Annotated in this window: 20 protein-coding genes; 16 read left to right on the top strand and 4 right to left on the bottom strand. The window is 37.8% G+C overall.

What is annotated here, in order from left to right; all coding sequences use genetic code 11:
• Positions 1-137: 137 nt before the first annotated feature.
• The gene (locus tag M2R48_RS12020) at positions 138-371 is read right to left on the bottom strand and encodes a hypothetical protein (RefSeq protein ID WP_004724652.1); all 234 of its coding nucleotides are present in this window, start codon (positions 369-371) and stop codon (positions 138-140) included.
• Positions 372-648: 277 nt separating this feature from the next.
• Here M2R48_RS12020 and M2R48_RS12015 point away from each other — a divergent pair, with 277 nt between their 5' ends.
• The 9 genes from M2R48_RS12015 (at position 649) to M2R48_RS11975 (ending at position 9,347) form a co-directional block, all read left to right on the top strand.
• Positions 649-1,260, top strand: a complete 612-nt coding sequence (locus M2R48_RS12015) for a LexA family protein (RefSeq protein WP_262086269.1) — start codon at positions 649-651, stop codon at positions 1,258-1,260.
• Positions 1,261-1,611: 351 nt separating this feature from the next.
• Positions 1,612-2,412: a pyrimidine utilization protein D gene (gene rutD, locus M2R48_RS12010; protein ID WP_262086268.1), complete on the top strand. Its 801-nt coding sequence runs from the start codon at positions 1,612-1,614 to the stop codon at positions 2,410-2,412.
• A 729-nt stretch (positions 2,413-3,141) separates the two neighbouring features.
• Positions 3,142-4,257 (top strand): pyrimidine utilization protein A, encoded by a 1,116-nt coding sequence (gene rutA, locus M2R48_RS12005; protein ID WP_262086267.1) that lies wholly within the window; start codon positions 3,142-3,144, stop codon positions 4,255-4,257.
• A gap of 5 nt (positions 4,258-4,262) precedes the next feature.
• Positions 4,263-5,039 (top strand): pyrimidine utilization protein B, encoded by a 777-nt coding sequence (gene rutB, locus M2R48_RS12000; protein WP_262087489.1) that lies wholly within the window; start codon positions 4,263-4,265, stop codon positions 5,037-5,039.
• A gap of 88 nt (positions 5,040-5,127) precedes the next feature.
• The gene (gene rutC / locus M2R48_RS11995) at positions 5,128-5,511 is read left to right on the top strand and encodes a pyrimidine utilization protein C (protein ID WP_262086266.1); all 384 of its coding nucleotides are present in this window, start codon (positions 5,128-5,130) and stop codon (positions 5,509-5,511) included.
• A gap of 91 nt (positions 5,512-5,602) precedes the next feature.
• The gene (rutF, locus tag M2R48_RS11990; RefSeq protein WP_410004161.1) at positions 5,603-6,172 is read left to right on the top strand and encodes an NADH-dependent FMN reductase RutF; all 570 of its coding nucleotides are present in this window, start codon (positions 5,603-5,605) and stop codon (positions 6,170-6,172) included.
• A 24-nt stretch (positions 6,173-6,196) separates the two neighbouring features.
• Positions 6,197-7,555 (top strand): pyrimidine utilization transport protein G, encoded by a 1,359-nt coding sequence (gene rutG / locus M2R48_RS11985; protein WP_262086265.1) that lies wholly within the window; start codon positions 6,197-6,199, stop codon positions 7,553-7,555.
• A 473-nt stretch (positions 7,556-8,028) separates the two neighbouring features.
• Positions 8,029-8,268 (top strand): hypothetical protein, encoded by a 240-nt coding sequence (locus tag M2R48_RS11980; protein ID WP_004724636.1) that lies wholly within the window; start codon positions 8,029-8,031, stop codon positions 8,266-8,268.
• 326 nt (positions 8,269-8,594) lie between these two features.
• Complete coding sequence (locus M2R48_RS11975; RefSeq protein ID WP_262086264.1) at positions 8,595-9,347, top strand: class II aldolase/adducin family protein; 753 nt, start codon at positions 8,595-8,597, stop codon at positions 9,345-9,347.
• 83 nt (positions 9,348-9,430) lie between these two features.
• Here the strand turns inward: M2R48_RS11975 and M2R48_RS11970 are convergent, their stop codons facing one another.
• Positions 9,431-10,120: a pirin family protein gene (locus M2R48_RS11970; RefSeq protein ID WP_004724634.1), complete on the bottom strand. Its 690-nt coding sequence runs from the start codon at positions 10,118-10,120 to the stop codon at positions 9,431-9,433.
• 174 nt (positions 10,121-10,294) lie between these two features.
• The gene (locus M2R48_RS11965) at positions 10,295-11,524 is read right to left on the bottom strand and encodes a L,D-transpeptidase family protein (protein ID WP_004724632.1); all 1,230 of its coding nucleotides are present in this window, start codon (positions 11,522-11,524) and stop codon (positions 10,295-10,297) included.
• A gap of 275 nt (positions 11,525-11,799) precedes the next feature.
• Here M2R48_RS11965 and hemE point away from each other — a divergent pair, with 275 nt between their 5' ends.
• The 4 genes from hemE to M2R48_RS11945 all read left to right on the top strand — a co-directional run bounded on the left by hemE (position 11,800) and on the right by M2R48_RS11945 (position 16,431).
• Positions 11,800-12,873 carry a uroporphyrinogen decarboxylase gene (gene hemE, locus M2R48_RS11960; RefSeq protein ID WP_034611784.1) on the top strand — a complete coding sequence of 358 codons (1,074 nt, stop codon included), beginning with the start codon at positions 11,800-11,802 and terminating at the stop codon, positions 12,871-12,873.
• Between the two features lie 21 nt (positions 12,874-12,894).
• Positions 12,895-13,701, top strand: coding sequence for a DUF817 domain-containing protein (locus tag M2R48_RS11955; protein WP_262086263.1), 807 nt, complete (start codon positions 12,895-12,897; stop codon positions 13,699-13,701).
• A gap of 143 nt (positions 13,702-13,844) precedes the next feature.
• A complete protein-coding gene (locus M2R48_RS11950; RefSeq protein ID WP_004724626.1) occupies positions 13,845-14,315 on the top strand; it encodes a DUF3015 family protein in 471 nt (156 codons plus the stop codon).
• 169 nt (positions 14,316-14,484) lie between these two features.
• On the top strand, positions 14,485-16,431 hold the full coding sequence (locus M2R48_RS11945; RefSeq protein WP_262086262.1) for a DUF4105 domain-containing protein: 1,947 nt from the start codon (positions 14,485-14,487) through the stop codon (positions 16,429-16,431).
• Positions 16,432-16,532: 101 nt separating this feature from the next.
• Here the strand turns inward: M2R48_RS11945 and M2R48_RS11940 are convergent, their stop codons facing one another.
• Positions 16,533-17,366 (bottom strand): helix-turn-helix domain-containing protein, encoded by an 834-nt coding sequence (locus M2R48_RS11940; RefSeq protein ID WP_262086261.1) that lies wholly within the window; start codon positions 17,364-17,366, stop codon positions 16,533-16,535.
• A 310-nt stretch (positions 17,367-17,676) separates the two neighbouring features.
• Between M2R48_RS11940 and eat the strand changes: the two genes are divergently transcribed.
• Genes eat through eutC form a run of 3 tightly spaced genes read left to right on the top strand, consistent with a single transcriptional unit; the run spans position 17,677 to position 21,323 of the window.
• Positions 17,677-19,107, top strand: coding sequence for an ethanolamine permease (eat, locus tag M2R48_RS11935; protein WP_105714103.1), 1,431 nt, complete (start codon positions 17,677-17,679; stop codon positions 19,105-19,107).
• A 2-nt stretch (positions 19,108-19,109) separates the two neighbouring features.
• Complete coding sequence (locus M2R48_RS11930) at positions 19,110-20,492, top strand: ethanolamine ammonia-lyase subunit EutB (protein ID WP_262086260.1); 1,383 nt, start codon at positions 19,110-19,112, stop codon at positions 20,490-20,492.
• 15 nt (positions 20,493-20,507) lie between these two features.
• Positions 20,508-21,323: an ethanolamine ammonia-lyase subunit EutC gene (eutC, locus tag M2R48_RS11925; RefSeq protein WP_004822715.1), complete on the top strand. Its 816-nt coding sequence runs from the start codon at positions 20,508-20,510 to the stop codon at positions 21,321-21,323.
• Positions 21,324-21,706 lie beyond the last annotated feature (383 nt).

The following is a 21,706-nucleotide window of genomic DNA, read 5'->3' as shown; positions in this document are numbered from 1 at the left end:
ACAGCATGATCAATTGAAAATTAAATCGTCGTTGTATTGAGGGGAATACAACGACATTTTAATCACGAAATACATATCAAATCATAAACTTCAGTTGAATATTTAAGCAGATCCAATTTTATCAGGTTGGCATCCGCTTAAAGTGGAAGAGGTTCTAAACCTTTAACAATATCACTAAATTCAGAACCATTGAGCCAAAATGATTTCTTTAAAAATAATGTGGTCATGATACTTTCAGCGATATCGCTATTGGTATTTTCACAAAATAAACCATACTGGCTGCCTAACACATTATTGTCTTCAATCAAACGAATATAGTAAGCATGTTGTTCGTCTGCATAACCAAGAATTGCATCACGTTGAGTCGCCATTTTTATGTCTCCACATAGAAAATCAATCAATTAAGTGCTTAAGTGGGATCAGAGAACTTATTCAAAAATATCAATAAATTAACAAGATGTCTGTATTCTAAATTATTGATTTATGATAAGTATATTGATTATCTTTGTCGTCCTTGTTCAAATAGATGTATCAAAACTGATCGATAGAGTTATTGTTATTCAAAAAAAACTTGCCGTCAACTTGAATTTGTAACTTTTTCAAGCTATATTGATTTTACAGGCTTTTATGAAGCATATAGGATAAATAATGTCTAAGAAAGTAGAATTTGAACACGGAGGTGCGAGAGCCAATGCTGGGCGTAAGGCACAGTTTAGTGAGCCGACCAAAGTCATCCGTGTCCCAGAGTCACAAGTAGATTTTATCAAAAACTGGTTACTGAAAAATTTCAAAAACGGCCAGCTCAGTGATTTAAGCTCTAGCATAAATATCCAGACCATTCAGCCTAAGAATGATAAGATTTATCAGATTCCGCTTGCGACAGAACGAGTCGCTGCTGGCGTGCCATTTTCTGTTCAAGATAGCATAGAACAATCATTGGATATGAATGAATATTTAATTCGAAATGAGAGTTCTACCTTTATTGTTAAAGCAAATTCGCTTTCGATGTTGGATGTTGGCATAGATATTGAAGACCCCTTGATTGTAGATCGTAGCATTTCTGCGAAATCTGGCGATATTGTCATTGCCCGTATTGATAATGATTTTACTGTGAAGCGCTTGATGATTGATAAGCAGTTTGATCCACCGAAAGTTTGGTTAAAGGCTGAGAATCCGGAATTTAAAAATATTTATATTGAAGAAGGGCAAGAATTTGAAATCTGGGGCGTTGTAACTTATAACTTAAAGCGGATGCGTTGATTGAAACAATCAATTCGGATAAGACTGAATGTCTTTGCTATTTTAAAGCAACATTCATGTTGCTTTTTTTTTAAGATACATTTAAGAGATTTAATCCAATATCCAAATTTTAATGGGTAGGTCTATGTTTATGATATCGAATTATTTTGAATAAAAGATTCATTTTATCAAGCGTCTTTTTAGTTTTATGTCAAAAATATGCTGCTGTTATGTTTTTGTGTAATGGTCGGATAAAAATCCTATCGTTTACATTCGTCATCAAAAGCCTTAAAAAAACCAACCTAAACATAACAAGTATTCGGCATATTTTTTGCTGTTATTAAATCAACAAATTAATAGAATGGTAATACAATGAGCTATCGAATTTTTCCTTGTGTTACTCAGCAAGATGCTGAGATTGTCGTTTTATCTTCAGGTTTAGGTGGGCACGCCTCATTTTGGCAGCCACAAATTGAAACGTTAACTCAATATTTTCAAGTACTTGTTTATGATCAGGAAGGTTGTCATGCAGATTCTGATGCATTGCCAACATCATACTCAATCAAAAATATGGCCAAACAAATTCTAGATATTCTGCAACAACAACAGATCAAACGATGTCATTTTATTGGACATGCTTTGGGCGCGGTCATCGGGGCAGAATTGGCGGTCTTGGTTCAAAATACAGATATATCATTAACCAGTCTTACTTTTATTAATGCTTGGGATGCGCTTGATCCACATACACAAAAGTGTTTTCAGGCACGTATTACTTTGTTAGAAAATGTAGGTGCTGAAGCCTATATACGGGTACAAGCTTTATTTCTATATCCCCCTGCATATATTTCAAAACATATCCAAAAAATTCAGGAGATTGAAAATTCTGGATTTGATGATTTTCCACCCATCAACAATGTATTGGTACGTTTGAATGCATTGATGAGTTTTAAAATTTTACCCGAACATGTCGCAGCTTTGGCAAAAACTGATGTGTATTATATTGCCAACAAAGATGATTTTTTAGTGCCTTATCAAAAGAGTATAGATCTTAAAAAAGCATTGGGACATGGTGTATTAACACTGTTGGAAACAGGAGCACATGCATCCTCTGTAACAGAGAGTAAGACAGTCAATCAGGTTTTAATTCAAAATTTAGTAGAAGAGGTACTATAAACCACAACCAAAATATGGATTTAGAACAATTGTACTTAGCAGTCATAACCCACAATGGCTGGTGAGATAAAGCAATCAGCGCTGAACAAGTTCAGTAGATTTATGTTGATCTAAAAATGGAGCTACTTCTGCCAATTGTTGTACTGTACGATTTATTTTTTGACGATATCTGAGGCCAAAGTAGGCTGAAAGCCAGCGCTTTCTTTAGAAAATGAAAGTTAGGAAAAACTATGATAGCTGCTAATAGGATTATTAATATTGGCTATGATGGTCATAAAAAATATATGTAAGATTGCTTCGATTAGCTGTTGAGGGTGCTTATAAAATATTATAAATATTGATTTTGTTATCGTTTTAATTTCGGTTTAAATTTTGATTTTTATTGGGTTGTTTGTTTTATTAAAATACAGGTTTATTAAACTCCAATTGCTATGCTATCTAACCGCATTTTTATGCGGTTTTTTATTTTTATTTAAATCTGATTATAGAATTTTTAATGATCTAAAATGATGCATTTATGCACTATTTTAGTTTATTTTTTTTGCTTAAGAAAATCATAAATTTTACCAAAAGGTAAAATAAAAAATAATTATTAAAATTTTGATAATAAAAACAATATATTAAATTTAGTGGCATGCAGTATGCATTATTGATAATTATAAGTTGAGTGAAGTTTTAAATTTTTAATCAGACTTTTTTAGAATATTTTTTGTCCAGTGAGGTTTAGCTATGAAAATTGGTGTGTTTTGTCCGATTGGAAATAATGGCTGGTTGCTTTCAGAAAATGCACCGCAATATAAGCCAACATTTGAGTTAAATAAACAGATTGTACAACGTGCGGAACATTATGGTTTTGACTTTGCATTGTCGATGATTAAATTGCGTGGTTTCGGTGGTAAAACTGAATTTTGGGATTATAACTTAGAAACTTTTACATTAATGGCGGGTTTAGCTGCAGTCACCAGCAAAATTAAAATTTTTGCGACAGCTGCGACTTTGGTGATGCCACCAGCCATCGTGGCACGTATGGCATCTACGATTGATTCAATTTCAAATGGACGTTTTGGGTTAAATGTTGTGACGGGTTGGCAACCACCAGAATATACTCAGATGGGGCTATGGCCAGGGAATGATTATTTCTCTAAACGTTATGATTATTTATCTGAATATGTGGAAATTTTACGTGAACTTTGGGCAACAGGAACATCTGATTTTAAAGGTGAGTTTTTCCAAATGGAGGATTGCCAAGTAAAGCCTAAGCCACAAGCTGATATGAAAATTATTTGTGCAGGCCAGTCTGATGCGGGCTTAGCGTTCTCTGCAAAATATGCAGATTATAATTTTGTCTTTGGCAAAGGGTTAAATACACCAACTGCCTACGCTGAAATTAATTACCGTTTAAAAGCACATACCGACCAAACAGGAAGAGATGTACAAACCTATGTGCTGTTTATGGTGATTGCCGCAGAGACAGATCAACATGCCATGGAGAAATGGGAGAACTACAACCAAGGCGCAGATTTAGAGGCGATTAATTGGTTAATGAACCAAGGCGGCAAAGATCAAACATCGGGTACAGATACCAATATTCGTCAAATGGCTTCAAGTGTTTCACCCGTCAATATCAACATGGGAACAATCGTTGGTTCTTATGAAAATGTAGCCAAGATGCTGGATGAAATTTCTACAATTCAAGGTACAGAAGGGATTCTTTTAACTTTTGATGATTTTATACAAGGAGTTGAGGATTTTGGACAACGTATTCAACCGTTGATGAGTTGCCGGAAAGAGGTTGTTGCAAGCTATCAAAAACCAGCTCAACCCGTTTTGGAGAAAAGCGCATGACTATGATGAATGACGCTAAAGCTGTAGAACATCTGGTCTGTACAGATTTTACCGCACATGCAGGAACAGGTAGAGTCTTAAAAGCAGAACCAGAATCAATTCAGCTTGCACCAGAACAAACGGCGCTTATCGTGATTGATATGCAAAATGCTTATACCTCAATCGGTGGTTATTTAGATTTGGCTGGTTTTGATGTTTCAGCCACTCAACCTGTGGTCGCCAATATTAAAAAAAGCATTGATGCAGCACATACCGCGGGCATCCAAGTGATCTATTTTCAAAACGGATGGGATGAGCAATATGTAGAAGCAGGTGGCCTAGGTTCTCCTAACTTTCATAAATCCAATGCCTTAAAAACCATGCGTAAAAATCCTGACTTACAAGGCAAGTTATTGGCAAAAGGGGGGTGGGATTTTGCATTAATTGATGAGTTAAGGCCTCAAGCTCAAGACATTGTGATCGAGAAACCACGTTATAGCGGTTTTTTTAATACAGCACTGGACAGCATTTTACGTGCTCGTGGGATCCGAAATTTAGTTTTCGTTGGGATCGCCACCAATGTTTGTGTGGAATCAACCCTCAGAGATGGTTTTTTCTTGGAATACTTTGGTGTGGCGCTTAAAGATGCATGTTATCAAGCGGGTCCGCCAGCAGCGCAAGAGGCAGCCTTATATAACATTCGAACTTTTTTTGGATGGGTGTCTGACACAGCGTCATTTATAAAGACATTTAATACTCAACAGGCACAGCCAAATTCTGTGACTTTCAGTCAATCGGCTTAATGGTTTTCAACAGGTTAAGTGTCTTGTGCCATCTCTAGTACTGAAGTCTATGGCGAAGATGCTTTCAGGAAAAATAAAGGAATTCAAAATGTCGAAACAAGTTGTGATCCCAGCAGGTACGGCTAAGCCCCTTGCACCTTATGTGCCAGCAACCAAAGCAGACAATATTGTTTATGTCTCAGGTACGTTGGCTTTTGATGAAAATAATGATGTGGTCTATGTCGGTGATGCCGCAGGGCAAACCCGGCATATTTTAGAAACCATTAAAAGCATCATCGAAACTGCAGGTGGGACAATGGATGATATTACCTTTAACTCAATATTCGTCAAAGATTGGGCGGATTATGCTGCAGTAAATGGGGTCTATGCTGAATATTTTCCCAATGATAAACCCGCTCGATATTGTGTACAGGTCGGACTGGTTAAACCTGAAGCCTTAGTAGAAATTGCATCTGTAGCACATGTGGGATAGAGCATGTCTAGATTTGCCTATGCGTTTTAATCATTTTTTTCAAAAAGAATTTTAACCTCGATGAACATTTGCGCATTGAGGTGGGAGCGTCATGATGCAAATGATCAAACAGGAAAGTGCACTTACTGGTGAAATAATTGAGTTTAACACGCCGTGTGAAGCCAATGTCCATTTAGAAATCGATCAAGCTATCTTTAGACAAGGTATGTCTAACCTAGGTGCTGCGGTCAATGTGATCACCACCAAAGGCGATGCAGGGCAGGCAGGTTTTACCGCATCCGCAGTGTGTAGTGTAACGGATTCACCTCCAACCTTATTGGTATGTCTCAATCGGGCTGCTTCGGTATATCGCATTTTTTCTGAAAATAAAGTTTTATGTGTCAATACATTGGGTTCAAATCAAGCCGAATTATCAAATCTCTTTGGTGGCAAAACACCGATGCAACAGAGGTTTGCGCAAGCTGAATGGAGTGAGCTGGTGACGGGTTCTCCCGTATTAGATAACGCCCTAATTTCATTTGACTGTGAAGTGGTATCCAGTCAAGTGGTCGGCAGCCACGATGTATTGTTTTGTCAGGTCAAAGCAATTCGTCACAACCCAAGTTTAAATGCACTTCTATATTTCAAACGCAGTTACTGTGAACCTCAAAATGTATGTTGATCTCTCAATATGGGGACTTAGAAAATGGCGACAAAAGAACCATGGTTTACATCATTTAAACCATACACAGGAAATTTAGATCAAACCCCTGTGCAAATTGATGAATATTTACCTGTCGGAAAAAGTATCGTTTTGGGCTTACAACATGCTTTTGCAATGTTTGGTGCAACAGTTCTCGCGCCTTTGCTGATGGGCTTTGATCCCAATTTAACTATATTTATCACGGGTATCGGCACGATTTTATTCTTCTTGATAACGGGTGGAAGAATGCCGAGTTATCTCGGATCGAGTTTTGCATTTATCGGTGCTGTTGCCGCTGCAACGGGCTATGCAGGTGTGGGATCAAATCCGAATATTGCCTTGGCTTTGGGGGGGACCATCGCTTGTGGTTTGCTGTATGCCGCGATTGGTTTAATTGTCATGAAGACTGGAACGGGTTGGATTGAAAAGTTGATGCCACCGATTGTTACAGGGGCAATCGTGATGATCATTGGACTAAATTTGGCACCTGTCACCATTAAAAGTGTTTCAGCAAATTCATTTGATACTTGGATGGCAATTCTAACCATTCTGTGTATCAGTGCGATTGCTGTATTCACCCGAGGCATGATGCGTCGCTTATTATTGTTGTTGGGTTTGGTCTGTGCATATGTCTTATATTTTATCCTTGCCAATGTAATGGGCTTTGGCAAAGCTATCGATTTTGCAGTCATCAGCAATGCTGCATGGTTAGGCCTACCACATTTTGTTGCACCGACGTTTAATGCCAATGCCATGCTGTTAATTGCACCTGTGGCAATAATTCTGGTCGCTGAAAATTTAGGTCACTTTAAAGCAGTATCTGCGATGACAGGTCGTGATTTATCACCTTATATGGGACGTGCTTTTTTTGCCGATGGTGTATGTACCAGTTTGTCAGCTTCTGTTGGTGGGACAGGCATGACCACCTATGCTGAAAATATTGGGGTTATGGCTGTCACTAAAATTTATTCAACCACTGTCTTTGTGATTGCTGGGATCTTTGCCATTTTGTTGGGCTTATCACCTAAATTTGGAGCTGTGATCAGTACTATTCCTGTTGCGCTTTTAGGTGGTGCTTCGATTGTGGTGTTTGGTTTAATCACAGTGGCTGGTGCAAAGATTTGGATTGATAACAAAATTGATTTCACTAAAAACAGTAGCTTAATTATTGCTGCGGTCAGCTTGATCATGGGGGCCGGTAATTTTAGTGTACATATCGGATCATTTGATCTGGGTGGAATTGGTACAGCAACTTTGGCTGCAATTTTATTGAATCTATTTTTAAATCGTGGAGAAAAACAGCCCGATGAGATCAAGCTAGAATCAAGTGATGCTGCAAAGTCCTTATCGCAGTCTTCTTAAGGCAAAGGGATAAGATTGTGACTTCAAATGATTAAACAGCAGATTTTATCGTGAAAAGGGTGGCATTTATTGGTTGTGGGGAATGGGATTGCGTATGACATCTCATTGAGCAAAATTTTGTACACGAGTGAAATATGGAATCGTGATTTTGCAAAGGTCAATCACATGCACAAAAAATTGGGACGCTAGCAGTGAGTTTGTAACAAGCGCTACAAGCAGAGGTGATTTTTCCTTGTTTGGCTATAAGTACGAAAACAGCATATAGGGGATGAATTCAAGCTTTAATATTGCAATTTTAAAGCGATTGTTGGGGAAATTCTTATCCATATTCATGGGTGAAATTTATACAGATATTACGGGTTTTTATGGTGATGCCCTATGCGACAAATTTTGTCGCATAGGGCATTTTTCTATCTAGCATTTAATTCTCCAATAAATATAATAGAATCTGTAAGCACGATGAGATTTAAAATATGAAAGACTGGATTAAGATACGCGAAATTTTAAAAAACATTCAAAATCGACAAAATAAAAATCAGGCTATTTACTTAGTCGGTATGGTCGACTTAAACGAACTGGATATTTCATGGTTGATTGATGAAGACTACATTGAAATTGATGATGCTATTTCTTACTTGGATAATAGAGATATTGTTTTTATTAAGGATTTAACTTTTAAGGGTAAGAAATTACTCTATCAGCTCAGTATTTAAATCTATTTTTTATAACAACGAATGAGGGCGTTTTATAACAATAATGAAGAATTAAAATAAATAATAATTTAATTTTTATTTTAATGAAAACAAATAAAAGATAAAGCTTTATTATAATAATTTGATAAATATAAATAATAATAAAAAATATGATAATTAATAATTTTAATCCAAATCAATATTCAATTATTGGTTTGGATTTTTTATATTCTGTAACCCCAAAATTGATGCTTTAGTCGCCATTCACGAATTAAAACTTGTTAATTTGTTGAACTCTCGTTAAAAGTAATGATGTTTTATACATTGGCAATAAAAAGGATTTTAGGATGAAACGTCCAAAGCATATTGATAAGGCTGAATGGGAAGCACGTTGTCAGTTGGCAGCACTGTATCGCTTAATTGCACACTATAGAATGACCGATTTGATTGATACCCATATCAGTTTACGTGTCCCGCATGAGCCTGATCATTTTCTGATTAACCGCTATGGGGTGACATTTGATCAGATGAAAGCATCAGATTTGGTGAAGATTGATCATGAAGGGAATATTGTGGCCGATTATGACCAAGGGAAAATGGTCAATGTTGCAGGTTTCGTTATTCATTCTGCCTTGCACCATGCCAAAGATGATATTCACTGTGTTATTCATACCCATACGGCAGATGGGATTGCGGTGTCTGCACAAGAAAAAGGTTTATTGCCTTTGTCGCAACATGCACTGAAATTTTATAATAATATTGCTTATCATGAATATGAGGGCATCGCTTTTTCCACCACAGAGCGAGAGCGTTTGGTTGAGGATTTAGGCAATTATCGTTGCATGATTTTACGTAATCATGGTTTGCTCGCCACTGGCAATAGTATTGCAAGAGCATTTCATGAAATTTATTTTTTAGAACGGGCTTGTCAAGTTCAGATCAAAGCCATGAGCAGCTCAAAACTGCATTATCCAAGTAAGCAAATATGTGAATATACGGTCAAGCAATTTGAAAGTGATGCTGCTGAACCGATTATTCAGGCCGCTTGGAATGCTGCTTTATCATTGATTAAAGATCAGAAAAAAGATTATTGCGCTTAAACACTGCTGCTAACTTATTCAATAAGCTCGACATAAAAAAACCTCCATATATTACATACGGAGGTTTTTTTATTGCATACGGATTAGCTGTTTAAATCAAACCAAATAAATTGGCTATCTTCATGTGCAGTAAGTGTTGAATCTTCGTCAAATAAATAAGCATCACCTGCTTTAACGACTTGACCCGCAATATCAATCTCACCTTCGATCACATGTACATAGTTAAATTTTTGGGTTGCTTTCACTTCAAGTGTGTGACCTTTTTCCAAATATGCCGCTTTAATTTCAGCATCTTGACGAATATGCATCGGCGCATTGTCATTTGGCCCCACAATCAATTGCCATTCATTAGGTGATTTTTTAGGATCACGTTCAATTTGTTGATAATTCGGTTCAGCATCTTGAACATTTGGAATCACCCAAATTTGTAGCATATGAACGGCTTCATCACCTTGGTTGATTTCACTGTGTTGTACACCTGTACCCGCACTCATCAATTGCCATTCACCGGCATGGATATGACGTTCATTTCCCATACTGTCTTTGTGTGAAATTGTACCTTTGAGTACACAGGTCAAAATTTCCATATTGTCATGTGGGTGAGTACCGAAACCTTTATGTGCTGCAATGGTATCATCATTGATTACACGTAAAGAACCAACACCCATATATTTAGGATCGTACCAGCTACCAAAAGAGAAACTATGTTTGGTGTCTAACCAACCCATTTTTACGTGACCACGGTTTTCACTGTGATGTAAAAAAGTATTCATCTCAAGTCTCCAATTCTTTATTTTTTAACATGAGTGAATATTAATATTTAAGTAATTAGGATGAAATAGCAAAATAGCAACATATTGTTTTATTTTTAGAACGATCAGTTTTTTATCTTTTGCAATAAAAAAACCAGTGTATGCACACTGGTTTTTATTTCATCAAGTATAAGATTATTCTAAGAATTTAACTGTTACACCCGATTTAACTTTTTTACCTAAGTCATTGGCATCCCAGTTGGTCAAACGAATACAACCATGTGAAGCTGTTTTCGAAATAGCAGATGGGTTTGGCGTACCATGAATACCAAATGATTTCTTACTCAAGCCAATCCAGATATTCCCTACAGGGGCATTTGGACCAGGTGGTAATGATAATGGTTTCAAGTTTTTGCCTTGTACAAAGTTACTTGGCGAGTAACTATACCAAGGGTTGCGTGCAACACCGGTAACTTTATACGTTCCTGTTGGCGATGGTGTATCAGAACTACCAATCGTGGCAGGGAATGAGCCGACCATTTGGTTTTGCGCATTAAATAAATACAATTGTTTCGCGCCTTTATGCGCCACAATTAAATGGATATTTTCAGGCAATTCGTTACGGATATTGGTGACAACGATCTTTTCACCAACTTTGTTAAATGTTGCTTTAGGATTAAGTTTCTTTAAGAACTCTTCATCCATATGGAATTTTTCACCCAGCATTTCGGTGACACGGGTGTAATACAAACCTGGCATTTTTGCTTGTAAAGCATAATCACGTGGAATTGATTTTGCATAAGGACCTTTTAGATCTTCAGCAGTTATCGTGTATTCCACAAAAGCAGGTTTATTGCCTTGTTGAGAAATTAATGCATCCCAAGTTTCTTTGGTCAGCTCACCCGTTGGTTTAATGCCATTCATTTGTTGGAATGAAGCAATGGCTTTCAGCGTATTCATACCGCTTGAACCATCAATTGCACCAGGTGAAGCATGTGCATTATTTAACATGACATGGGCACGAGCATAGACAGGGAATTGACCCTTGCCAATATTTTCGTACCATTCTGCATTGTTGATTCCATCTAAAGTCCAAGATGCTTTAGGCGCGTTGGGATTGCTTGCCGTTTTTGCAGTCGTGGTCTGTGGAGCCGATGGGGCAATAGCAGTACCTGAGTTTTTATCCTCAGTTTTTTCTAAATTTTGTAGCGTGTTTGCAGCTTTGTCTAAGTCTTGTTGCTCTTGCTGGCTTATCTGTGTTTCTACACTTGAAGCAGAACTGTCAATAGCAAGTGGATCAATAGGATCTTCAACGGGAGCAGCAACTTTTTTAGGCGTTAGAGGTTGCTCAGCTGTAGATGCAGCAAAAGCTGTACCTGTTAATAAACAGCTTAAACTCAAAGCAAGAATTGAGCGAACGAACATGTAGATCAACCTTAAGAATTATTCATAATTTATGACTAAAAATCTGTATAAGTATTGCAGAAATTATAAGGTGTTGCAGTATTTGTTTTGTGTTAATCATTTTTTTCTATAGACATTTTCTCTGTCAGCTGGTTTTGTTTTATTTTCGTATACCAAACGAAATTTAAATCAAAGCAAGCAAATAAAACTTTATTGAGAAAAATTTTCTAGAAATGGTTATGTAGCAGGCCTTTTTGCTATGATGGGGCGAATTTAATTTTTGATTGGGAAAGTAAATGACGACCTTAAAAAATGATCGTTTTCTACGTGCCTTATTGCGTGAGCCTGTAGATACGACTCCGGTTTGGATGATGCGTCAGGCTGGGCGTTATTTACCAGAATATCGTGAAACACGTGCGAAAGCAGGTGATTTTCTTTCTCTTTGTAAAAATACAGAATTTGCTTGTGAAGTGACTTTACAGCCTTTGCGCCGTTATGAGCTTGATGCCGCAATTCTATTTTCAGACATTTTGACTGTTCCCGATGCTTTAGGTTTAGGGCTTTATTTTGAAACAGGTGAAGGCCCTAAATTCCATAAAACAGTTCGTACTGAACAGGATGTGGCAAATTTACCCAAATTCGATGCCAAATCTGATCTGGCTTATGTGATGAATGCGGTTTCAACCATTCGTTCAGCTTTGGGTGGTCAAGTGCCTTTAATTGGTTTTTCGGGTAGTCCGTGGACCTTGGCAACCTACATGGTGGAAGGTGGTTCAAGCAAAGACTTCCGTTTTACCAAACAGATGATGTATGCACAACCTGAAGTTTTACATGCTTTATTAGATCGTTTAGCCGATGCTGTAATTGACTATTTAAATGCTCAAATTGAGGCTGGTGCTCAAGCTGTACAAATTTTTGATAGCTGGGGTGGCGCATTAGCGCATCGTGAATATCTAGAATTTTCACTCAAATATATGCAGAAAATTGTTGCAGGATTAAAACGAGAGCATGAAGGGCGCAAAGTACCTGTGATCTTATTTACCAAAGGCGGTGGTCAATGGTTAGAGCCAATGATTGCAACAGGTGCAGATGCATTTGGCTTAGATTGGACAACCCCGTTAAACGTGGCGCGCCAAACCGTCAATGGGCGTGCAGCGCTACAAGGAAATTTAGATCCAGCAACCTTGTATGGTTCAGCTGATTCTATTGAAAAAGCAACCAAAGCCATGTTGGATGATGCTTATGCCAATGGTGAGAAAACCGGTTATATTGCCAACTTAGGTCATGGTATTACTCAATGGGTTGACCCTGAAAAACCAAAAGCATTTATTGACACTGTACACCAATACAGTGCCAAATATTTAGGTTAACTTATTGTTGTAAATGCATTTATGATCTATTTTAAAGCATTATATGAATTTCTATTTAAGGCAGCATCGGCTGCCTTATTTGGTATTTTATTGTTGATTGCATTTGTCATTACGGCACGTATGGGCAGTCATGAATTTTATGGTTTGTTTCGTTATGACTGTTTATTGTTTTATGCGTTGATCATTCAAGCCTGCTTATTGTATTTAAAACTAGAATCCTGGGCAGAAGCGAAAGTCATTGCTTTATTTCATATCATGGCCATGGGGATGGAAATATTTTTAACACACCCGCAAATTGCTTCTTGGCAATATCCGCAACCTGCCGTTTTTAAACTTTTGACCGTGCCTTTATTTGCAGGATTTATGTATTCGGCAGTTGGTAGTTTTTTTGCACGTTCACTACGTTTGTATCAGGTTTCTTTTTTAAATTTGCCTAGTTTTGCCAATATGTTGAGTCTGGCAGTATTGTCATATATCAATTTTATGAGCAAATTCTTTATTCCAGATTTTCGCAATGTATTGTTCATTTGGAGTGTAGTAATTTTTTGGAAAACAAAAATTCGCTTTAAATTACAACAGCATGAATTTCAGCTTCCGATGTTACCAGTATTGGTTGTTTTGGCATTTATAATTTGGGTTGCTGAAAATATTAGCACTTTTAATAAAATTTGGTTGTATCCAAGTCAAGTGGATGCATGGCATATGGTGGGGTGGGGCAAGCTAGGTTCGTGGTATTTACTGTTACTTTTGAGTCTGGTTTTGGTGCTTAAAATTCTTGGAAATCGTAATAAAAATGGTGATTGGTCATTAAAAAAGTACAATAAATAATTTCGTAATTGTCACATTTAGATTTGCATATCTGAATTTATGTGATAAATCTAAATAGGTGTAATCAAACTTACACACAATGGAAAATAACAATTTACATATGTTGAATTAAAACAATGCATATGAAAATTCTGGAGAATTATATGTTAAAAAAAATCGCTTTGGCTGCTGTATTGGCTGCGGGTTCAAGTGTTGCTATGGCTGATCCAGATGTGGGTTGTGGTTTAGGCTCGCAAGTTTGGGCTGGTCAATCTGGAAAAATACCTAAGATTTTAGCGGCAACCACCAATGGTCTTTTAACTAACCAATTATTAGGTATTACGTTTGGTACTTTAGGTTGTAATGGCAATGGTAAAGTGACTGCGCAAGTTGTGACCTTTACCAATGAAAACTCAGAAGCACTTGCTCGTGATATGGCTGTAGGACAAGGTGAAAGCCTAAATGTACTTGCTTCATTGTTAAATGTTAAAGATGCAGATAAAGCACGTTTCAATGCTGTGGCGAAGTCAAACTTTGCAAGTATTTATTCAGCAGAAAATCAAAATTCACTACAAGTATTAGCGTCACTACAACAAGTGATGGCAAAAGACGAAGTGTTAAAAGCTTACGTTTAATTGCGTCAAAAACCCTGCCTTGTTGCAGGGTTTTTTTCTTTAAATTTTATCAAATACATATTATTAAAAAATGAATCAAGCATGAGTGAACATTGGGCGAACTCTTGTATTGAACCAACATTTCTTAATTGCGCAGTTTTATAATATATCTATATAAATTGATGATTGAATGAAATATTTAGTACTTAGTTTAAGCTTACTCAGTTCATTGTTTACCGTTCATTCGCATGCGGAATCACTTTTAGAGAATCAGCAGGCATTAGAAAATGCGTTAAAACTGGCACAACAAAAACAATTAGCCAGTCATATCACATGGAAACGCTTACTTTATGCAGAAGATGCTTCTGCTAAAGATTTAAATCACAATAACACAAGTCACAAAAACACAAATCAAAGCGAAGTCAGTTATTCTGGCTATTTCTTTGCTCAAGATGGTCGACAGAACATCCAAAATGAAATGAATGCAGATATCACTGCACTATTTCAAGTCGCTGCTGCCAATCAATCCATTCGTTGTAAATTTCCTGCACGTAGTCAATGGCTGATGCAACAACTAAATATTTCACAACAACAATTACCCGTTGTGTCCTGTCCTGAGTTTGATCAATGGTATGCACAAATCAAACCCTACCAAGTGACCTTAATTTATGCGACTGATTTTATGGGCAATCCAAGCTCAATGTTTGGACATACCTTGCTTCGTCTCGATCCTAAAGATCAAAAGCAGCTCAACTTAGTCTCTTATGCTGTGAATTATGCAGCCACAGTAAACAGCGATGACAATTGGTCTTATGCATGGAAAGGGTTAGTTGGGAAATATCCTGGTGAATATTCTTTAATGCCTTATTATCGCAAGGTGAAAGAATATGGTGATTTTGAAAGCCGTGATCTTTGGGAATATGAACTGAATTTAAATCCTGAAGAGACCGCTTTTTTGGTAAAACATATTTGGGAAATGCAAAAAGTCAGTTTTCCTTATTATTTTGTCAATGATAATTGTGCCTATCGTTTATTGGGTTTGATTGATTTAGTCCGTCCAAGCTCGAATTTACGCAAGCAATTTACATATGCAGCGATCCCGATTGAAACTATTAAAGCCGTAGAGCAACAGGGATTAGTACGAGAAGCGGTATATCGTCCAGCGTTAGAAACACAATTAAATTCGCAGGCCAAACAACATGGTCATGCATTGGCAAAAAAAGCCCATGCAATTGCGGTATTAGAACCACAACAGATGCAAGCGGCTATCGCTGATTATGATGATCAAGATCGTGCAAAAATATTAGAAATGGCCTATGACGATTTATATTTACAATTCGTTGCTCGTCAGGTCGATGCAAGCTTTACTCAACCGCGTTTTAGACAACTGCTAGGCTTACGTAGTCAAATCCCTATAGAGAAACAACGTTTAGCGCCTGTGCGTCCCAAAGTTGATCCAGTCAATGGACATGATTCACGTAAGTGGTCCGTGGAAGCAGGTGAGGTTCAGGGTGAAAAATTTGTACAAATTGGTCATCGTCAGGCTTATCACGAACTAAAAGATCCGCAGGGCGGCTTCCGTACAGGCACGCAATTGTTGTTTCTGGACGGTGCCGCGCAATGGAGAGATGATCGACTTAAACTGGAACATCTCGATGTATTAACGGTAAACTCTTATAACCCCATCACCCCGTTTAAAATGCCAATAACTTGGGGTTTTACTTTGGGCTGGCAGCAAGAAGCCATTCAAAATGGACAATTCAGTGACCAGCAACAACATGGTGTGGTCAGTGCAAAAGCCCAATCTGGTTATACCCTTGCAGATGATGATCGTAAGCATCTTTGTTATGCGGAATTGCAAACACAGCTTCAAGCAGGTACATCATTGGATAAAGGCTGGCGCGTTGGACTAGGACCAACATTGGGCTGTCAAAATGTATGGTCTGATCGTTTAAACAGTATTGTTCAAGTCGAATTACCCTATTGGCAAGATTCAAGTGAGTGGAATTTGCGTATCCAGAGCACACTGCAATATTCGCTCAATCGTCAAAATTCATTAAACGTCAATTGGGAGTACCAACAACAAAACCAACTTGATTGGCAAAAAATTGGTTTAGGCTTTGTACATTATTTTTAAAGGTAGATCTGACAAATCGGATTTTAGAATGTTATTTCGAGAGTAGGGCTTTGAGAATGAGCCTTTGAGATAAGTATTAATCGATCGCAAGCCAATGATGTTTATACAAGTAGATTATTGATCCTCATACTTAGAATCTGCTGCCAATTGTTTAGAAAAGGGCTTTTGGTTTTTATAAAGAAATGACCTTGGTACAGTTGCTTGACTGTATCAAGATAACCCGCATCGACAGCATCTTCCAACTCTTTAAAATCCGCGTGAATTTCTGCCTGTATCTGATAGGTTCTTGCACAGATTAATTCACCCACCTTATTTTTTAAATAAGAAATCTCAGATTTAAGCGTATTTAAACTGATCTGTTCATCACCATAGAGATAAATATGTAGCTGTTCTAGAGTTAAGCCCAAAGGATTTAGAATCAAAATACAGATGATTTCAAACTGCCGTGGCGTTAAAAGGATCGACTGATCATTGATCATTATTTTCTGTGGTACTGAAAATGCATGGATAGTTAAACAATTAAAGGGCTGAGTATATAATTTTTGTGCAATGATCTCGGCGCATTGCGTAACGGCCAATTGTCCAAAAATATTTGCTTGATTTAAACTGTGAAATAAAACCACTTCACCACATGTTTCCCCTGATGTTAAATCAAGAATAGGCGCACTATAAATATAGTGATCTGGCTTTGTTTCTAAATCTTGATCTTGCTGGAATTCTGCGAATGGATCTGTATTGGCTGAACACCACAGTAGATTTTTTTGCAGATCTCTGATTTGTATAACAACAGCAGCGAGCAGCGCCGTGTTGAGTAAATCCTGCTGACATTGAATCAGTGCTAATTGTAAAGCTTGCTGGGAACGTGAGATTGCTTGAGTAGAGGTTAAATTTTCATTTTTGATTGTTGGCTTTTTAGCATGTGGTTTTGAGTCCATCGCATAATCCATTTATGCATATATACTAAATAATATCTTAAATTAAATAAACAAATAACAAAGTAAATAAAATATATAAATTTCATTATTTTTCTTTTAATTATTCAATTTTCAATAACTTTTTCCGATTCTCTATCATGTGGGCTATTCAACTTTTCTCCTACCTTTGTTTGGTAGATTCATTTAAAAGCAGTTTTTAACAACTGACAGGACGTTATGTTCATGGGATTGAACAAAAAACATTGACGTCATCCAAGGAAAGGCACTTTTTTTGCTTATACAAAAGAAGGCAAATTAAAAAGGAACGATGATGGACGCTCGAAATGAACAATCAACTATCGTAAAAACAGAAGATTCCAAAGAATATTTTGCTCAACGAGAATTAAAAAAGGGTGCTGTTGGCTGGTTACTCTTGGTCGGTTTAGGGATTGCCTATGTGATTTCAGGTGACTTTGCTGGATGGAACTTTGGTATCGCACAAGGCGGTTGGGGTGGTATGTTTGTCGCAGTGATTTTTGCTGCGATTATGTATCTATGTATATGCCTCTCAATGTCAGAAATGTCGACCATGCTTCCTACAGCAGGTGGTGGATATAGTTTTGCCCGTATGGCTTTTGGACCATTTGGCGGTTATCTAACAGGAACAGCGATTCTGATCGAATACGCTATCGCTCCGGCAGCAATCGCGACCTTTATTGGTGCATATTGTGAATCCTTATTTGGAGTTGGCGGATGGTTAATTTATTTAATCTGTTATTTGGTTTTTATGGGGATTCATTTAAAAGGTGCAGGTGAAGCACTTAAAATCATGTTTGTGATTACTGCGATCGCAGTAGTTGCAGTGGTGGTGTTCCTTGTTGCGATGATTCCTCACTTTAACAGTGCCAATCTATTCGATATTGCAGTTGACTCATCTAAAGCCGGTGCGAGTAGCTTTTTACCCCAAGGTTATATAGGGATCTGGGCAGCAGTACCGTATGCAATCTGGTTTTTCCTTGCTGTAGAAGGTGTTCCTTTAGCTGCTGAAGAGGCCAAGGATCCGGCTCAATCATTACCACGCGGTTTGATTGGTGCAATGCTGATCTTGGCTGCTTTTGCCATCTTGATTTTAATATTGAGTGCAGGTGCAGCAGGTGCAAGTGTACTTAAAGATTCAGGTGCACCTTTGGTGGATGCGCTGGTTAAAGTATATGGACACGGCATGTTGGCGAACTTTGTAAACTTTGTTGGCTTAGCTGGTTTAATCGCGAGTTTCTTCTCGATTATCTATGCCTATTCGCGGCAAATTTTTGCACTTTCTCGTGCGGGTTATTTACCGACGTCTTTATCATTGACCAACAAAAATAAATCGCCATATTTAGCCGTGATTATTCCGGGGATTATTGGCTTTTTATTGTCATTGACCAAACAGGGTGATTTACTGATTTTGATTGCGGTATTTGGTGCGACGATTTCTTATGTTTTAATGATGATGGCGCATATCAAATTACGTATTTCACAACCTGATGTATATCGTCCATATCGAACACCTGGTGGTATTTTTACTTCCAGTATTGCGTTGATCTTATCAATTGTCGCCGTGGTTGCGGGTTTCTTGGTCGATCCTAAAGTCTGGTTTATCGCTTTGGGCATCTATGTGGTCTTCATTGTTTATTTTCTTGTTTATAGTCGTCATCATCTGATTTCAGGCACACCAGAAGAAGAATTTGCCAGCATTAAGGCAGCAGAACAGGAATTATAATTATGAGTTATCGTTATAGCGTTGCTCAGCAACAATATATTTTCCAAGATTTAAAAACCTTAATGGCTAAGGCAACCCCATTACGTTCTGGTGATGAGTTGGCTGGTGTTGCAGCCAGTAATGCAACGGAACGTGTGGCAGCACAGATGGCCTTGGCTGACGTCCCGTTAAAAACTTTTTTAAATGAAACAGTCATCGACTATGACAAAGATGATATTACGCGTTTAATTATTGATGAACATCGTGCTGATTTATTTGCGCCAATTGCGCACTTTACTGTAGGTGATTTTCGCAATTGGTTGCTGAGTGAAGATGCAACTTCTGAAAAATTGGCCAATTTAGCCAAGGGTTTAACGCCAGAGATGGTTGCTGCTGTGAGTAAAATTATGCGTAATCAGGATTTAATTCTGGTTGCGAGTAAATGTGAAGTGGTGACACAATTTCGCAATACGATTGGTTTAAAAGGTCATTTATCAACCCGCTTACAACCAAATCATCCAACCGATGATGTATTGGGGATTTCGGCCAGCTTATTGGATGGCTTGATGTATGGTAATGGTGATGCTGTGATTGGGATTAATCCAGCCACAGACAACTTACATAATTTGTCAGAGTTATTGAAGTTACTCGACCATATTATTCAAGAATATGAAATACCAACACAATCCTGCGTGTTAACCCATATCAGCTCAGGGATTCAACTTGCAGAACGTAATATTCCAATTGATTTAATGTTCCAATCCATTGCAGGCACACAACTGGCCAATGAAGGCTTTGGTGTTACCTTGGATTTACTTCAGGAAGGTTATGAGGCGACTTTAGCACTCAACCGAGGCACAATTGGTCAAAATGTGATGTATTTTGAGACTGGACAGGGCAGTGCCTTATCCAGTAATGCGCATCATGGTGTGGACCAGCAAACCATTGAAGCACGAGCCTATGCCGTGGCACGTAAATACAATCCATTATTGGTCAATACTGTGGTTGGGTTTATCGGTCCAGAGTATTTGTATGATGGGAAACAGATTATTCGTGCAGGTTTAGAAGATCATTTCTGTGGCAAATTACTCGGTGTACCTATGGGTTGTGATATTTGTTATACCAACCATGCCGACGCAGATCAAAATGATATGGATGTGTTACTCACGCTATTTGGTGCTGCAGGAATTAACTTTATCATGGGAATTCCAGGCTCGGATGATGTGATGTTGAATTATCAAACCACATCTTTCCATGATGCCTTATATTTACGTCAGTTAATGGGATTAAAACCGGCCCCTGAGTTTTCGGCTTGGTTAGATCAGCAAGGAATTTTGCACCAAGAACAACGGCAAATTCATTGGCCAAGCAGTATGCCAAAAAACTTTGCTAAATTATTATCATAAAAAGGAGAGTAAACCATGAAGCTCTCAAAACTTGAAACTTTTCCAAATGGTTTTCATGAAGATCCTTGGCATAAGTTAAAACAATATACTGATGCCCGAATTGCGATGGGAAGAGTAGGATGTAGCATTCCAACTCAGGAATTGCTTAAGTTTCAACTCTCGCATGCACAGGCCAAAGATGCTGTTTTTCACCAATTAGATACTGAAAATATGCAAGCTCGGCTTAGAGATTTAAAATTTGAAAGTCTCATTGTGGAAAGTAAAGCAACTGACAAAGAAGTATATTTAAAGCGTCCTGATTTGGGCCGTGAGTTATCAGAACAGGCCCAAACTCAACTCACGACTTATGTGCAACAGCACCCACAGCAATATGATGTATGTATCGTGGTTGGTGATGGCTTATCAGCACGTGCAATAGAAGAGAATGCCATTGCCTATATCAATTCCTTACGTGAACATATTGATGCTGAAGGCTGGAAACTGGCGCCGATTGTGCTTGCAACTGGGAGTCGTGTGGCATTAGGCGATGAAGTTGCACAAAGTTTTAATGCACCCTTATTGATTATGTTGATTGGCGAACGGCCTGGTCTAAGCTCACCTGACAGTATGGGAGTGTATTACACATGGAAAGCGCGAAAAGGCAGTATGGATTCAAGCCGAAACTGTATTTCCAATGTACGACCGGCAGGGCTGAGTATTCAAATTGCCACACAGCGTTTAATGGCGTTGATGCGGAATTCATTTAAATTACAACTTTCAGGGGTCGATTTAAAAGATGACCACGTTGTTCCATTACAAAGCGATGAGCATCGCAAAAAATTATTATTCTAACGGCTAAATTTTTATATCTTGAACAAAGCAGTACCTTGATGCTTAAGACACTGCTTTGTAAATACTAGAGTATTTATTCAAGCCTAAGTGTTGTGAAAACCTTTAAGTTTAAAAAATAAATCAAAAACCAAGTGTATTTCTCAGAAATATCCTACATTTAATTCCAGTCATAACTCAGCGTTTTTATTGAATATGCTTGATGTGGCATATCAGCAAAGTCTATTTTTGAACTGAAAAAGGCATTTGGACGATCCACTTTTTACACAATTTAGATCATGCTGTTGATGGTATCGCAAGCATATATCGACATACTTCGAGAGACTTATTCGATCGAAATATCAGAAAAAAAGAGATGCAATGACATGTAAATGAGTCGAAATGAC

Source organism: Acinetobacter sp. I-MWF, from assembly GCF_025433935.1.
Classification (GTDB): domain Bacteria; phylum Pseudomonadota; class Gammaproteobacteria; order Pseudomonadales; family Moraxellaceae; genus Acinetobacter; species Acinetobacter guillouiae.
Note: the sequence above shows the minus strand (reverse complement) of the source record. Positions and strands in the feature narration are given on the sequence as shown.